The following is a 14,391-nucleotide window of genomic DNA, read 5'->3' as shown; positions in this document are numbered from 1 at the left end:
CCGAGCCATCTTGACGTTTCGCATACACGCCGGCGTCGGCATTGCGTCATGGCCCCATGCCTAGAATCTTCCGGTGCTGCCGATGCTCGTCGCTTTCGCCGTGTCCGTGGTGTTCACCTTGTTGCTGGTGCGCTCGGCCAAGGTTCACGCCCATCGTTCGGGAGACCGCGACTTCTCCAAGCCGCAGAAATTCCACGCGGTGGCAGTGCCGCGAATCGGCGGCCTGAGCATCGTGCTCGCGCTGATTTGCGCCTGCCTCGTCATCGGCTACGAACACGGCGCGCCGTCCGGCCGCCTCGGCCTGCTGCTGATGCTGTGCGCGGCGCCGGCCTTCCTCGCCGGCTTCGTGCAGGACCTCACCGAGGCGGTCACGCCGCGGGGCCGGCTGGTCGCGACGGCGGTGTCGGCGGCGCTGGCCTTCCATTTCATGGACGCGGCCATCCGTTACACCGCGATACCCGGGCTGGACTGGTTGGTCGGCTTCTGGTTCGGGTCGTTGGTGCTGACGGTCTTTGCCGTCGCCGGCATCGCCAATGCGCTGAACATCATCGACGGATTCAACGGCCTGGCGTCGATGTGCGCGATGCTGATGCTGGCGGCCATCGCCTACGTCGGCTTTCAAGTCGACGATTCGCTGATCGCGCTGCTTTCGCTGGCCGGCATCGGGGCCGTGCTCGGTTTCTTCCTGTGGAATTTCCCGTCCGGGCTCATCTTTCTGGGTGATGGCGGCGCCTATTTCCTCGGGTTTTTCGTCGCCGAGGTTTCGATCCTGCTGCTCGTGCGCAATCCGGAGGTTTCGCCGATCTTCCCGCTGCTGGTCTGCATCTATCCGGTGTTCGAGACGCTGTTCTCGATCTATCGGCGCTGGTTCCTGCGCCAGCAGCCGGCGCACATGCCGGACGGCATCCACCTGCACTCTCTGGTCTACCGCCGGGTCATGCGCTGGGCCGTCGGCGACCGCAGCGTGCAGGCGCTCACCAAGCGCAACTCCCGTACCTCGCCGGTGCTCTGGGCACTGTGCATGTGCTCGATCGTGCCGGCGATGGCGTTCTGGGACAGCACGGTCACGCTGGGGGCATTCCTGCTGGTCTTCGCGCTGCTCTACCTCGGGCTGTACTGGGGGATCGTGCGATTCCGCTCGCCACGGCTGCTGCTGATGCTCGGGCCCCGGCGCGCAAAGCCCGATGCCTGCGATAATCGGCGGAAATGACCGATTCCACTGCGGACAGCGCGGCTGCCACGAGCGCCCCGGCGCCGCTCTTCGACACCCTCGCCCTCGACCCCAAGCTCCTGCGCGCCGTCGCCGACGCCGGCTACCGGGCCATGACCCCGATCCAGGCCAAGGCGATCCCCATCGTCCTGGACGGCCGCGACGTGATGGGCGCGGCGCAGACCGGCACCGGCAAGACCGCCGCCTTCACGATCCCGCTGCTGCAGAAGATGCTGCGGCACGAGAACACCAGCATGTCCCCGGCGCGCCACCCGGTGCGCGCGCTGGTGCTGGCGCCGACGCGCGAGCTGGCCGACCAGGTGGCCGCCAACGTCAAGACCTACGCCAAGCACACCCGGCTGCGTTCGGCGGTGGTCTTCGGCGGCGTCGACATGAAGCCGCAGACCGCCGAGCTGAAGGCCGGCGTCGAGGTGCTGATCGCCACGCCGGGCCGGCTGCTCGACCACATCGAGGCCCGCAACGCGGTGCTCAACCAGGTCGAGTACGTCGTGCTCGACGAAGCCGACCGCATGCTCGACATCGGCTTCCTGCCCGACCTGCAGCGCATCCTGTCGTTCCTGCCCAAGACGCGGCAGACGCTGCTGTTCTCGGCCACCTTCTCGCCCGAGATCAAGCGTCTGGCCGGCAGCTACCTGCAGGACCCGGTGACGGTCGAGGTCGCGCGGCCCAACGCCACCGCCTCCACCGTCGAGCAGCGCTTCTACGGCGTCGGCGACGACGACAAGCGCGCCACCGTGCGCCAGATCCTGCGCCAGCGCGAGCTGTCGCAGGCCATCGTCTTCGTCAACAGCAAGCTCGGCGCGGCGCGCCTGGCGCGCTCGTTCGAGCGCGACGGTCTGAAGACCCAGGCGCTGCACGGCGACAAGAGCCAGGACGAGCGCCTGAAAGCGCTGGCCGCGTTCAAGGCCGGCGAGGTCGACCTGCTCGTGGCCACCGACGTCGCCGCGCGCGGCCTGGACATCGCCGACCTGCCGGCGGTCTTCAACTTCGACGTGCCGTTCAATGCCGAGGACTACGTGCACCGCATCGGCCGCACCGGCCGCGCCGGCGCGTCGGGCCTGGCGGTGACGCTGGTCACGCGCGACGACACGCGGCTCATCGGCGACATCGAGAAGCTGATCAAGAAGAAGATCGAGATCGAGCCCTTCGAGATCGAGGACGACCGTGCGCGCCGCCCGCGCCGCCGTTTCGACGAGGAGCGCGAGCTGGCGCCGCGTGCCGAATCGGTCGAGCGCGCCCCGCGCCGCGCCGCGCAGCCGCCGGCCGACCCGATCTTCGACCGGCCCTACGAGCCGTCGCCGTCGGCGGCGCCCGCCGCCTCCGACGCCGCGCCGGCCGCCCCGGCAGCGGCCCCGGCACGTGCGGCGGCCTCGCCCAACATCCGCCCCAAGCGCAAGGTCGCCGCGCTGCTCGGCGGCGGCCGCTGACGCTGCGCGGCCGGCGTCCCCGCACGCCGTGATCGTCGTCTGCGGCGAGGCCCTGATGGACGTCTTCGCCGCCGGCGAGACGCCCGCCGGGCTGCTGCTCGACGCCCGCTGCGGCGGGTCGCCCTTCAACGTCGCGATCGGCCTGGCCCGGCTGGGCCGACCTGTGGCCTACCTCGGCGGGCTGTCGGCCGACGCCGCCGGGCGCCGGCTGCGCGCCGCGCTCGCGGCCGAGGGCGTCGACACGCGCCTGGCACCCGAGCTCGACGCGCCGACGACGCTGGTGATGGTCGACGTCGCGGCCGACGGCCGGCCCGGCTACCGTTTCCTCGGCACCGGCGCCGCCGACCGGCTGCTGCCGGCGTCGGCGGCGGCCGCCTTGCCCGAGGCCGCGCGGGTGCTGCAGCTCGGTTCCTACGCGCTCGTCGTCGAGCCGGTCGCCTCGGTGCTGCGCGCGCTGGTCGAGCGCGAGCACCGGCGCCTCGTCGTGGCCTGCGATCCCAACGTGCGCCCGGGTGTCGAGCCCGACGTGGCGCGCTGGCGCGAGGCGCTCGAATGGATGGCGCCGCGCTGCCGGCTGCTGAAGGCCAGCGACGAGGACCTGGCCTGGCTGTATCCGGGGGCCGACCCGGCCGACGTCGCGCGCGGCTGGCTGGCGGCGGGTGTCGAGCTCGCCGTCGTCACGCGCGGCGAACGCGGCGCCAGCGCCTGGACGGCCACGGCCGAGGCCCACCGGCCGGCGCCACCGGTGGCGCTGGCCGACACCGTCGGCGCCGGCGACACGGTGCAGGCGGCGCTGCTGGCCTGGCTGGCCGAACGCGACCGGCTGCAGCCGGGCGGCCTGTCGCTGGAGGCGGCGGAGCTGGGCGCGGCGCTCGGTTTTGCGCTCGGCGCGGCGGCCCTGACCTGCTCGCGCCGCGGCGCCGACCTGCCGCGCCGCGCCGAGCTGCCGCCGGCTTAGCTGCCGAGCAGCGAGAAGACCGCCGGCAGCCGGTCGGGCATGTCCTGCGGCCGGGCTCGCCAGTCGGCCACCGGCCCGCTGCGTGTCCAGCCGCCGGGCAGCGTCAGCCCGCAGGCCACGGCCAGTCGCGTCGTCGGGGCCAGTGTCGCGGTCAGCGCCGCCAGCATCGCGGCATTGCGGTACGGCGTCTCGATCAGGATCTGCGACTGGCCCAGGCGGCGCGACGCGGCCTCGAGCTCGCGGATGCGCGCCGCGCGTGCGCCGGCGTCCTGCGGCAGGTAGCCGACGAAGGCGAAGTTCTGGCCTTCCAGGCCGCTGGCGGCCAGCGCCAGCATCAGCGAGCTCGGGCCGGTCAGCGGCAGCACCGGCACGCCGGCGCGGTGGGCGGCGGCCACCAGCGCCGAGCCGGGGTCGGCGACGGCCGGCAGCCCGGCCTCGGACACCAGGCCCAGGTCGTGGCCGGCCAGCGCCGGCGCCAGCAGCGCCTGCCAGGCGGCCGCCGGCACCGGCTCGCGGCTGCCCTTGCGCGGGCGCGGCAGCTCGGTGATCGTGATCTCCTGCAGCGGCCGGGCCAGCGGCACGACGGCGCCGACGCGCTTGAGCAGCGCGCGCGCGCTGCGGGCGTCCTCGGCGGCCCAGTGCGTCAGCGCCGCGGCGCGGCGCAGCACGCCCAGCGGCAGCACTTCCTGCAGGTCGATGGTCTCGGCGCCGAGGTCCAGCGTGTTGGGCACCAGCAGCAGCGTGCCGGGGCGGGGTGCCGCCGCGCTCGTGTCGGCGGCGCTCACCGGGGCTCCCGTCGGTCCGCCGGGCCGGAACGAGCCCCGGACAAGTTCTGAGGGCTCGTGGAGGCCAGCGGGTCCAGTCCGGCCTCGCGCAGCAGCGTGCAGGTGCGGATCAGCGGCAGGCCGACGAGCGCCGTCGGGTCGTCGGACTCGATGGCCTCGAGCAGCGCGATGCCCAGCGCCTCGCTCTTGGCGCTGCCGGCGCAGTCGTAGGGGCGCTCGGCTTGCAGGTAGCGCTCGATCTCGGCGTCGCCCAGGGCGCGAAAGCGCACGCGCACCGGCGCCAGCAGCACGCGGGCGAAGCCGGTGTCGGCGCGCGCGACGGCCACCGCGGTCTGGAACACGACCTCGCGCCCGCTCATGCGCTGCAGCTGCTCGCGGGCGCGTTCGTGCGTGCCGGGCTTGCCGATCGGCTCGCCGTCCAGGTCGGCCACCTGGTCCGAGCCGATGACGACGGCCTGCGGGTGCAGCGCGGCCACCGCCCGGGCCTTGGCCAGTGCCAGCCGCAGTGCCAGCGCGGCGGGGGCTTCGCCGGCGGCGGGGGTCTCGTCGACCTGGGGCGCGACGACGGTGAACGGCAGGCGCAGGCGCTCGAGCAGCTCGCGCCGGTAGCGCGAGGTCGAGCCGAGGATCAGCGGCGGAGTGTCCATGTCCCGGATTGTCCCATCCGCCTGCGGCCCGGCCGGCGGCTACACTCGGCGCCCCCGGACCGACATGCGACTGTCACATGGCGCGCGGCCCGGCAACCCCCGAGACATGGCCCGCGAGAAGAATCACGACCCCCGACGCCTCGACGTGCGCGCTTTTGCCGCGGCCGGCGCCACGCTGTCCGACGCCTGGCCTCAGGCCGGGTTCGAGCGCCTGGGCGCCTCGCTGATGCCGGCGGCCGCCGATGCGCCCGCGCCGGTCGAATGGCGGGCCGACGGCGAGCTTCGCCCGGTCGTCGGCGGCGCGCCCGAGACCTGGCTGCGCCTGGCCGCCACGACCACCGTGCGCCTGCAGTGCCAGCGCTGCCTGCAGCCGGTGGCCGAGCCGCTGGCCGTCGATCGCTGGTTCCGCTTCGTCGACAGCGAGGAAGAGGCCGCCCGGCTCGACGAGGAGCTCGAGGACGACGTGCTCGTCGCCGCGCGCGGCTTCGACCTGCACGGCCTGCTCGAGGACGAGCTGATCCTCGCGCTGCCGCTGGTGCCGCGGCACGAGGTCTGCCCCGATCCGCTGCCGATGTCCGCCGGCGACGAGCCGCTGGCCGACGAGCCGGCGGCCAACCCGTTCGCGGCGCTCGCCGCGCTCAAGCAGCGTCCGGATTGATCCGGCATGGATTTCAGCTTGCGCGGCGTGCTACACTGGCGGGCTTTGCGACGGTTGCGACATGGCTTCCGGCGCAGTCACAGCTTTTTTGCCGGCCGAATCGAGCGTGTCGCTCGGCTCGCGAGGACCGTAGTTCCGGCGCCGATCCCAGGAGATTGTCATGGCCGTCCAGCAGAACAAGAAGTCGCCGTCCAAGCGCGGCATGCATCGCTCGCACAACGCGATCGCCGCCCCCGGCACGGCCGTCGAGCCGACGACCGGCGAGGTGCACCTGCGTCACCACATCAGCCCGACCGGCTTCTATCGCGGCCGCAAGGTCCTGAAGACCAAGGCCGACGCCTGACGTCCGGCCGGGTGCCTCGGCACCCGCTGATCCTCGTGTCCACGCCGTCCGCGGCGTGAGTCCAGGGTTTAGCTCTCCCGTGTCTTCGCATCCCGCCCTGGAGCCGCTGTCGCTGGTCCGCATCGCCGTGGACTGCATGGGCGGTGACCACGGTCCTTCGGTCACCCTGCCGGCCTGCCGCGCGTTCCTGGAGCGGCATCCCGCGGCCGAGCTCGTGCTCGTCGGCACCGCCGAGGCGCTGGCCGCCGCGGCCGGCCTGCCGCGCACGCGCTGCGTCACGGCCACCGAAGTCGTGTCGATGGACGACCCCGTCGAAGTCGCGCTGCGCAAGAAGCGCGACTCGTCGATGCGCGTGGCCATCGGCCAGATCAAGCTCGCCGACCCGGCGCTGGCGGCGCACGCCTGCGTCAGTGCCGGCAACACCGGCGCGCTGATGGCGGTGTCGCGCTATCTGCTGAAGACCTTCGACGGTATCGACCGCCCGGCGATCGCCGCGCTGCTGCCCAACGCCCGCGGCCGCTTCACCAAGGTGCTGGACCTGGGTGCCAACGTCGACTGCTCGGCCGAGCACCTGCTGCAGTTCGCGGTGATGGGCAGTGCGCTCGTCTCGGCGCTGGACGGCATCGACGAGCCCAAGGTCGGCCTGCTCAACATCGGCGAAGAGACGATCAAGGGCAGCGAGACGATCAAGCGTGCCGGCGAGCTGCTGCGTGCGGCGCACGCCGGCGGCCACATCAACTTCCACGGCAACGTGGAAGGCAACGACATCTTCAAGGGCACGACCGACCTCGTCGTCTGCGACGGCTTCGTCGGCAACGTCGCGCTGAAGACCTCCGAAGGTCTGGCGGGCATGCTCTCGCAGATGATCAAGGAGGAGTTCACGCGCAGCGCGTGGACCAAGCTGGCCGCGCTCGTCGCGATGCCGGTGCTCAACCGCTTCAAGGCCCGCGTGGACCATCGCCGCTACAGCGGCGGCGCGCTGCTGGGCCTGCGCGGACTCGTCTTCAAGGCGCACGGTTCCTCGGACGCGCTGGCGTTCGAGACGGCGCTGGCGCGGGCCTACGACGCCGCGCGCAACCGCCTGCTCGACCGCGTGCACGACCGCATCGCGGAGACCCTGCAGGCCATGCCCTCCGGCGACACCGCGGCCCCGCAGGCCGCCTGAACGCGTGACCGCAGTACCGTACTCCCGCATCACCGGCACCGGCGGCTTCCTGCCGTCGCGCCGCATCACGAACGACGACTTCGTGCACATGCTCGCCGCGCGCGGCATCGAGACCAGCGACGCCTGGATCGTCGAGCGCACCGGCATCCGTGCCCGCCACTTCGCCGACGACGGCGTCAATTCGAGCGACCTCGCGCTGGAGGCCTCGCGCCGCGCGCTCGAGGCCGCCGGCCGCTCGGCCGCCGACGTCGACCTGATCATCGTCGCGACCTCGACGCCGGACATGGTGTTCCCGTCGACGGCGACCATCCTGCAAGCCAAGCTCGGCGTGCACGGCTGCCCGGCCTTCGACGTGCAGGCGGTGTGCTCGGGCTTCGTCTACGCGCTGACCGTCGCCGACGCGATGATCCGCGCCGGCAGCGCGCGCTGCGCGCTCGTCGTCGGCGCCGAGGTCTTCTCGCGCCTGCTCGACTTCAACGACCGCACGACCTGCGTGCTCTTCGGCGACGGCGCCGGCGCCGTGGTGCTGGAAGCCAGCGACGTGCCCGGCATCCTGGCCACCGAGCTGCACGCCGACGGCCGCCACGCCGGCATCCTCTGCGTGCCCGGCACGGTGTCCGGCGGCCAGGTGTCCGGCCTGCCGCTGCTGCGCATGGACGGCCAGGCGGTCTTCAAGCTCGCCGTCGGCGTGCTGGAGAATGCCGCCCGCGCGGTGCTGGCCAAGGCCGGCCGCAGCGAAGCCGACATCGACTGGCTGATCCCGCACCAGGCCAACATCCGCATCATGAACGGCACCGCGCGCAAGCTGAAGCTGGCGCCCGAGCGTCTCGTCGTCACCGTCGACGAGCACGGCAACACGTCGGCGGCCTCGGTGCCGCTGGCGCTGGACGCCGCGGTGCGCAGCGGCCGCGTGCAGCGCGGCGAGACCGTGCTGCTCGAGGGTGTCGGCGGCGGCTTCACCTGGGGCGCGGTGCTGCTCGACTTCTGAGCCGCCGAACCCGTCCGACGACAGGAGACACACAAGATGGCTGAGTTCGCATTCGTCTTTCCCGGCCAGGGATCGCAATCGGTCGGCATGCTCGACGCCTGGGGCGATCACCCCGCCGTGCGCGCGACGCTCGAAGAGGCGTCGGCCGCCGCCGGCCTGGACGTCGCCGCGCTGATCCACGGCGGCCCGAAGGAGGCGCTGGACCTCACGGTCAACACGCAGATGGTGATGCTGGTCGCCGGCGTCGCCAACTACCGTGCCTGGCTGGCCGAAGGCGGCGCCGCTCCGTCGGCCGTCGCCGGCCACTCGCTGGGCGAGTACGCCGCGCTGGTGGCCGCCGGTGCGCTGACGCTGGCCGACGCGGTGCCGCTGGTGCGCTTCCGCGCCCAGGCGATGCAGGAAGCGGTGCCGGTCGGCGCCGGCGCGATGGTCGCCGTGCTCGGCCTGGACGGCGACGTCGTGCGCGCCTGCTGCGAGCAGGCCGCGCGTGATGCCGGCGCGTGTGTCGCCGCCGCCAACTTCAACGACCCCAAGCAGACCGTCATCGCCGGCACCAAGGCCGCCGTCGAGCTGGCCGCCCAGGCGCTGAAGGCCGCCGGCGCCAAGCGCACGCTGCCGCTGCCGGTGTCGGCGCCGTTCCATTCGGCGCTGATGCAGCCGGCCGCCGAGCGCCTGAAGGAAAAGCTGGCGACGACCCCGGTTGCCGCGCCGACCATCGCCGTCGTCAACAACATCGACGTCGCCGTCGAGACCGACCCCGAGCGCATCCGCGACGCGCTGTACCGCCAGGCCTTCGGCCCGGTGCGCTGGGTCGAGGTGGTGCAGGCGCTGCGTGCGCGCGGCTGCACGGCCGTGATCGAATGCGGCCCGGGCAAGGTGCTGTCGGGCCTGGTGCGCCGCATCGACGCCGAGATCGCGTCGACGACCATCCTCGACCCGCAATCGCTGGCTGCCGCCAAGGAACTCCTGCAATGAGCGACACGCAACGCATCGCCCTCGTCACCGGCGCCTCGCGCGGCATCGGCCGTGCCATCGCCGCCGCGCTGGCGGCCGACGGCTTCCGGGTCGTCGGCACCGCCACCAGCGAAGCCGGCGCCGCCGCGATCGAGGCCGCGCTGCCCGGCGTGCAGGGCAGGGTGCTGAACGTCACCGACGCCGCCGCGTCGGATGCGCTGATCGACGCCCTGGTCAAGGAGCACGGCGCGCTGCACGTGCTCGTCAACAACGCCGGCATCACCCGCGACACGCTGGCGATGCGCATGAAGGACGAGGACTGGGATGCGGTGCTGGACACCAACCTGAAGGCCGTCTTCCGGCTCAGCCGCGCCGTGATGCGGCCGATGATGAAGCAGCGCTGGGGCCGCATCGTCAACATCACCTCGGTCGTCGGTGCCTCGGGCAACGCCGGCCAGGCCAACTACGCCGCCGCCAAGGCCGGTGTCGCCGGCATGACGCGTGCGCTGGCTCGCGAGCTCGGCAGCCGCAACATCACCGTCAACTGCGTCGCGCCCGGCTTCATCGCCACCGACATGACCGAAACCCTGCCCGAGGCGCAGAAGGCCGCGCTGCTGGCGCAGATCCCGCTGGGCCGCCTGGGTGCGGCCGACGAGGTCGCGCACGCGGTCGCCTTCCTGTGCAGCGAGAAGGCCGCCTACGTGACCGGCACCGAGCTGCACGTCAACGGTGGCATGTACATGGCCTGACAAAGGCCGCCGTTCGTCAAAAATCCGGCCCCTGCCCCACCGGTAGAATCGTGGGCTGTTTACCGATACACCCCTCCTGGAGGAGTCATGAGCGATATTGAAGCCCGTGTCAAGAAGATCATCGCCGAACAGCTCGGCGTGCCCGAGTCGGACGTCACCAACGAGAAGGCCTTCGTGGCCGACCTGGGTGCCGACTCGCTCGACACGGTGGAACTCGTGATGGCGCTCGAAGACGAGTTCGGCATCGAGATCCCGGACGAGGAAGCCGAGAAGATCACCACGGTGCAGCTCGCGATCGACTACGCGGTCGCGCACCAGAAGGCCTGATCTGCGCATGAGCAGGCGCAGAGTCGTCGTCACCGGCCTCGGGCTCGTCAGCCCGGTCGGCAACTCGGTGGCCGAAGGCTGGGCGAACATCGTCGCCGGCAGGAGCGGCATCGGACCGATCACGAAGTTCGATGCTTCCGCGTTCGCCTGCCGCATCGCCGGCGAGGTGAAGGGTTTCAACGTCGAGGACTACATCCCGGCGAAGGAAGCCCGCCACATGGACACGTTCATCCACTACGGGATGGCGGCCTCGATCCAGGCGGTCCAGGACGCGGGTCTGCCGCAGGGCAGCGAGCTCGACGAAGCCGCGGCCGAGCGCATCGGCGTGATGGTCGGCTCGGGCATCGGCGGTCTGCCGATGATCGAGCAGACCCAGGCCGAGTACGGCGCCCGTGGCCCGCGGCGGATCTCGCCGTTCTTCGTGCCGTCGTCGATCATCAACATGATCTCGGGGCACGTGTCGATCCGTTTCGGCTACACCGGCCCGAACCTGTCGATCGTCACCGCCTGCACGACCGGCCTGCATTGCATCGGTGAAGCCGGCCGCATGATCGAGTACGGCGATGCCGACGTGATGATCGCCGGCGGTGCCGAGTCGACCGTCTCGCCGCTGGGTATCGGCGGTTTTGCTTCCGCGCGTGCGCTGTCGACCCGCAACGACGACCCGCAGGCCGCGTCCCGCCCCTGGGACAAGGACCGCGACGGTTTCGTGCTGGGCGAAGGTGCCGGCGTGCTCGTGCTCGAGGAGTACGAACACGCGAAGAAGCGCGGCGCCAAGATCTACGCGGAGCTCGCCGGTTTCGGCATGGGTGCCGATGCGTACCACATGACCGCGCCGAACGTCGACGGCCCCAAGCGCTCGATGAAGGCGGCGCTGCGCAACGCCGGCATCAACGCCGACGAGGTGCAGTACCTCAACGCGCACGGCACCTCGACGCCGCTGGGCGACGCCAACGAGACCAACGCGATCAAGCTCGCGTTCGGCGACCACGCCCACAAGCTGGTCGTCAACTCGACCAAGTCGATGACCGGCCACCTGCTGGGTGGTGCCGGCGGCGTCGAGTCGCTGTTCTCGGTGCTGGCGCTGCATCACCAGGTCTCGCCGCCGACGATCAACCTCGTCAACCCGGATCCGGACTGCGATCTCGACTACTGCGCCAACGAGGCGCGGGAGATGAAGATCGACATCGCCGTGAAGAACAACTTCGGGTTCGGCGGCACCAACGGCACGCTGGTGTTCCGCCGCGTGTGACGAGCGCGTGCGCCATCCGCCGCCGGTCGCCGTGACCTGCTCGGGTGGCGTGCCCTGGCGCGCCGCCCAGGCGCTGCTCGCGGCGGCTGCCGCGGGCTGCGCCTGCGCCTGGCTGCAGGCGCATCTCGGTGACGGCCACCCGTCGCCGGCGCTCGCGCTGGCGGCGGCGCTGCTGGCCGCTGCGACGGCCTGGGCCGGGGCGTCGCCTCGGCCGCTGGCGCTGCGCTGGGACGGCAGCGCCTGGATGGCCGCCGACACACCCTGCCGCCCCGAGGTCGCCATCGACCTCGGCGGCTGGATGCTGCTGCGCCTGCGTCCGGCGCGCGGCCCGGCGCGCTGGGCCGCGGTCGCCGCCGGCGACGCCGGTGGCCGATGGCACGGGCTGCGCACCGCGCTGCACGCCCGGTCTGCCGCTCCCGACCCCGACACCCTGCGCGCGAGCGCGCGCGGCGCGCCATGAGCGGCGCGGATGCCGACGTCCTGCTGGTCGAGCGCGCCCGGCGCGGCGACGTGCGTGCCTTCGAGATGCTGGTCGTCAAGTACCAGCGGCGCATCGAGCGCCTCATCGCGCGCATGGTGCGCGACGACGCGCTGGTGCAGGACATCGCGCAGGAGACCTTCATCCGCGCCTACCGCGCGATCGCCCAGTTCCGCGGCGAGAGCGCGTTCTACACCTGGCTCTACCGCATCGCCGTCAACACGGCGAAGAAGTCGCTGGTCGAGTTGCGCCGCGACCCCCTCGTCTCGGAGGGCTCGCTGGCGTCTCGTGACGACGGCGATGAAACTTCTCGTGTCGAAAACGAACTAAGCGATGGCGCGACCCCCGAATCCTTGCTCGCAAGCCGGGAGATCGCGTCTGCCGTGAACGCGGCGATCGAGGCCTTGTCGGAGGATCTCCGTCAGGCCATCACGCTGCGCGAGATCGAAGGTCTGAGTTACGAAGAGATCGCCGACGTGATGAACTGCCCCATCGGAACCGTGCGTTCGCGCATCTTCCGGGCGCGTGAGGCGATCGCCACGCGGCTGCGGCCGCTGCTCGACACCCGCGAGGGCGAACGCTGGTGAACCCGGCCGTCCTCGCGAAGCAACCACCGATTGACCCGATGAACCAGAACCGCTCCAGCGCCATGCCTCCCGCGGATTCCACAGCGTCCCTGCTGTCGGCCCTGGCCGACGGCGACCCGGATGCGCTGGACGAGAGTTGCGCGCGCTGGCGTGACGACCCCGAAGCCCGCCGCACCTGGCATGCCTACCAGCTCATCGGCGACGTGATGCGTTCGGAGGACTTGGCGAGCACCGCGTCGCGCGACGCCGCCTTCCTCGCCGGCTTGCGCGCGCGCCTGGCCGAGGAGCCGGTGGTGCTGGCGCCCGAGCCGATCGAGCGGCCCCCGGTCGCGGTGCCTCCCGCCGTCGCGGTCACGCGTCGGCGCCACGGCTGGCTGGCGCCGGCGGCGGTGGCCGCGGGTTTTGTCGCCGTGGCCGGTGTCGTCGTCGTCACCCGCATGTCCTCGGTGCCTCCCGGCGGCGCCGTGCTGGCCGACGCTCCGGCGACGCCGGGTCTGAGCCTGGCGACGACCGGCGCCGCCGCGCCGCGCGCGCTGGTCGTCGAGGGCCGGCTGATCCGCGACGCGCGCCTCGACGCCTACCTGCGCGCGCACCGCGACGCGATGGCCGGCGGTGCGGCGGCGTTGCCCGGCGGCGTGCCGCGCAACGTCGAGGTCATGGCACCCGAGACCGCAGCCTCGCGCTGAGCCCGCCGATGCGTTCCGTCGTCCGGCGCTGGTTGCCGATCGCCTCGCTCGCTTCGTTCTTCGCTCCCTTCGCCCTGGTCTCCGCCGTCGCGGCGCCGCCGGATGCGCGCGCCTGGCTGACGCGCATCCATGCCGCGGCCTACGAGCGCAACTACCAGGGCACGCTCGTCGTCAGCGCCAACGGCGTGGTGTCGAGCTCGCGCATCGCCCACTTCGCTGTCGGCTCGCAGTCCTTCGAGCGGGTCGAGGCGCTGGACGGGCGCCAGCAGCGCGTCTACCGCGTCAACGACTCGGTGCACACGATCTGGCCGCAGGCCGGCGTCGCCGTCGTCGAGGAGCGCCCCGCGGTGACCCGGCTGCCCGGTTCGCGGCGCAGCGTCGACCCGCGGGCGCTGGACTACTACGACGCCAAGCTCGAGGGTGTCGAACGTGTCGCCGGCCGTGCCGCCCAGGTGCTGCTGCTGCAGCCGCGCGACGCCTGGCGCTACGGCCAGCGGCTGTGGGCCGACCGGGCGACCGGGCTGATGCTGCGCGCCGACATCGTCGGCCCCGACCGCACGGTGCTCGAGTCGACCGCGTTCTCGGCCGTCGAGCTGGGCATCCGGCCGCAGCCCGAGACGGTGACCCAGCCGCTGCGCAAGCTCGACGGCTACCGCGTCGTGCGCACGCAGCAGCAGCCGACGCAGCTCGAGGCCGAGGGCTGGACGCTGGAGCATCCGGTGACCGGCTTCCGCCTCGCCGGCGTCGTCAAGCGCCCGCTCGATGCCTCCAGCCGCGAGGAGGTCGTGCAGGCCGTCTACACCGACGGTTTGACGCACGTCTCGGTCTTCATCGAGCCGTCCGACGCCCGCCGCGACTACGCCGACCTGTCCGGCCACGTCGGCGCCACCGGCACGCTGCGCCAGCGTCGCGGCCTGCACTGGATCACCGTGATGGGCGACGTGCCCGCCGCGACGCTGAAGGTCTTCGCCGAGGCGCTGCAGCGCCGGCGTTGAACGCCGGCCGTCGCGCCCCCCGTTTTCCTGGCAACCCTCGCAACCGTCCCATGACCGACCGAACGATCCCTGCCGTTTCCGCCGCCGGCCGCGTCGCGCCGGTGCTGGCCACGCTCGCGCTCGCCGCGGCCGTCGCCTGGCCCGGGGTGGCCGGCGCGCAG

Annotated in this window: 17 protein-coding genes; 15 read left to right on the top strand and 2 right to left on the bottom strand. The window is 72.4% G+C overall.

What is annotated here, in order from left to right; genetic code table 11:
* Nucleotides 1–73 precede the first annotated feature (73 nt).
* Genes RBXJA2T_RS06395 through RBXJA2T_RS06385 form a run of 3 tightly spaced genes read left to right on the top strand, consistent with a single transcriptional unit; the run spans nucleotide 74 to nucleotide 3,616 of the window.
* Complete coding sequence (locus RBXJA2T_RS06395; protein WP_009856518.1) at nucleotides 74–1,210, top strand: MraY family glycosyltransferase; 1,137 nt, start codon at nucleotides 74–76, stop codon at nucleotides 1,208–1,210.
* Nucleotides 1,207–2,658 carry a DEAD/DEAH box helicase gene (locus RBXJA2T_RS06390; RefSeq protein WP_009856517.1) on the top strand — a complete coding sequence of 484 codons (1,452 nt, stop codon included), beginning with the start codon at nucleotides 1,207–1,209 and terminating at the stop codon, nucleotides 2,656–2,658. The genes RBXJA2T_RS06395 and RBXJA2T_RS06390 overlap by 4 nt, the downstream gene beginning before the upstream one ends.
* Nucleotides 2,659–2,686: 28 nt before the next feature.
* Nucleotides 2,687–3,616 (top strand): carbohydrate kinase family protein, encoded by a 930-nt coding sequence (locus RBXJA2T_RS06385; protein ID WP_009856516.1) that lies wholly within the window; start codon nucleotides 2,687–2,689, stop codon nucleotides 3,614–3,616.
* On the opposite strand, the gene RBXJA2T_RS06380 is transcribed toward RBXJA2T_RS06385, so the two are convergent.
* Together RBXJA2T_RS06380 and RBXJA2T_RS06375 are read right to left on the bottom strand one after the other, a co-directional pair.
* A complete protein-coding gene (locus tag RBXJA2T_RS06380; protein ID WP_009856515.1) occupies nucleotides 3,613–4,401 on the bottom strand; it encodes an SAM-dependent methyltransferase in 789 nt (262 codons plus the stop codon). The two genes, RBXJA2T_RS06385 and RBXJA2T_RS06380, sit on opposite strands and share 4 nt — an antisense overlap.
* Nucleotides 4,398–5,048, bottom strand: a complete 651-nt coding sequence (locus RBXJA2T_RS06375; RefSeq protein WP_009856514.1) for a Maf family nucleotide pyrophosphatase — start codon at nucleotides 5,046–5,048, stop codon at nucleotides 4,398–4,400. The genes RBXJA2T_RS06380 and RBXJA2T_RS06375 overlap by 4 nt, the downstream gene beginning before the upstream one ends.
* A 106-nt stretch (nucleotides 5,049–5,154) precedes the next feature.
* On the opposite strand from RBXJA2T_RS06375, the gene RBXJA2T_RS06370 reads away from it, so the two are divergent.
* The 12 genes from RBXJA2T_RS06370 to RBXJA2T_RS06315 all read left to right on the top strand — a co-directional run bounded on the left by RBXJA2T_RS06370 (nucleotide 5,155) and on the right by RBXJA2T_RS06315 (nucleotide 14,230).
* Nucleotides 5,155–5,706 (top strand): YceD family protein, encoded by a 552-nt coding sequence (locus RBXJA2T_RS06370; protein ID WP_009856513.1) that lies wholly within the window; start codon nucleotides 5,155–5,157, stop codon nucleotides 5,704–5,706.
* 160 nt (nucleotides 5,707–5,866) lie between these two features.
* Nucleotides 5,867–6,049, top strand: a complete 183-nt coding sequence (gene rpmF / locus RBXJA2T_RS06365) for a 50S ribosomal protein L32 (protein WP_009856512.1) — start codon at nucleotides 5,867–5,869, stop codon at nucleotides 6,047–6,049.
* A gap of 112 nt (nucleotides 6,050–6,161) precedes the next feature.
* Entirely contained in the window at nucleotides 6,162–7,214 is a 1,053-nt protein-coding gene (plsX, locus tag RBXJA2T_RS06360) for a phosphate acyltransferase PlsX (RefSeq protein ID WP_029718510.1), read from the top strand.
* 4 nt (nucleotides 7,215–7,218) lie between these two features.
* A complete protein-coding gene (locus RBXJA2T_RS06355; protein ID WP_009856510.1) occupies nucleotides 7,219–8,202 on the top strand; it encodes a beta-ketoacyl-ACP synthase III in 984 nt (327 codons plus the stop codon).
* A 36-nt stretch (nucleotides 8,203–8,238) separates the two neighbouring features.
* Nucleotides 8,239–9,177 carry an ACP S-malonyltransferase gene (gene fabD / locus RBXJA2T_RS06350; RefSeq protein WP_009856509.1) on the top strand — a complete coding sequence of 313 codons (939 nt, stop codon included), beginning with the start codon at nucleotides 8,239–8,241 and terminating at the stop codon, nucleotides 9,175–9,177.
* On the top strand, nucleotides 9,174–9,905 hold the full coding sequence (fabG, locus tag RBXJA2T_RS06345; protein ID WP_009856508.1) for a 3-oxoacyl-ACP reductase FabG: 732 nt from the start codon (nucleotides 9,174–9,176) through the stop codon (nucleotides 9,903–9,905). Before fabD ends, fabG begins: the two co-directional genes overlap by 4 nt.
* An 87-nt stretch (nucleotides 9,906–9,992) precedes the next feature.
* Nucleotides 9,993–10,232: an acyl carrier protein gene (gene acpP / locus RBXJA2T_RS06340; protein WP_009856507.1), complete on the top strand. Its 240-nt coding sequence runs from the start codon at nucleotides 9,993–9,995 to the stop codon at nucleotides 10,230–10,232.
* 7 nt (nucleotides 10,233–10,239) lie between these two features.
* On the top strand, nucleotides 10,240–11,484 hold the full coding sequence (gene fabF, locus RBXJA2T_RS06335; RefSeq protein WP_009856506.1) for a beta-ketoacyl-ACP synthase II: 1,245 nt from the start codon (nucleotides 10,240–10,242) through the stop codon (nucleotides 11,482–11,484).
* A gap of 7 nt (nucleotides 11,485–11,491) precedes the next feature.
* A complete protein-coding gene (locus RBXJA2T_RS06330) occupies nucleotides 11,492–11,944 on the top strand; it encodes a hypothetical protein (protein ID WP_009856505.1) in 453 nt (150 codons plus the stop codon).
* Nucleotides 11,941–12,549: an RNA polymerase sigma factor RpoE gene (gene rpoE, locus RBXJA2T_RS06325; protein WP_009856504.1), complete on the top strand. Its 609-nt coding sequence runs from the start codon at nucleotides 11,941–11,943 to the stop codon at nucleotides 12,547–12,549. Before RBXJA2T_RS06330 ends, rpoE begins: the two co-directional genes overlap by 4 nt.
* 38 nt (nucleotides 12,550–12,587) lie before the next feature.
* A complete protein-coding gene (locus RBXJA2T_RS06320) occupies nucleotides 12,588–13,235 on the top strand; it encodes a sigma-E factor negative regulatory protein (protein ID WP_009856503.1) in 648 nt (215 codons plus the stop codon).
* 8 nt (nucleotides 13,236–13,243) lie between these two features.
* Nucleotides 13,244–14,230, top strand: coding sequence for a MucB/RseB family sigma factor regulatory protein (locus tag RBXJA2T_RS06315; RefSeq protein WP_009856502.1), 987 nt, complete (start codon nucleotides 13,244–13,246; stop codon nucleotides 14,228–14,230).
* Nucleotides 14,231–14,391 lie beyond the last annotated feature (161 nt).

It is taken from the genome of Rubrivivax benzoatilyticus JA2 = ATCC BAA-35, assembly GCF_000190375.1.
Lineage (GTDB): Bacteria > Pseudomonadota > Gammaproteobacteria > Burkholderiales > Burkholderiaceae_C > Rubrivivax > Rubrivivax benzoatilyticus.
This window is presented reverse-complemented; position numbering and strand designations above follow the sequence as displayed.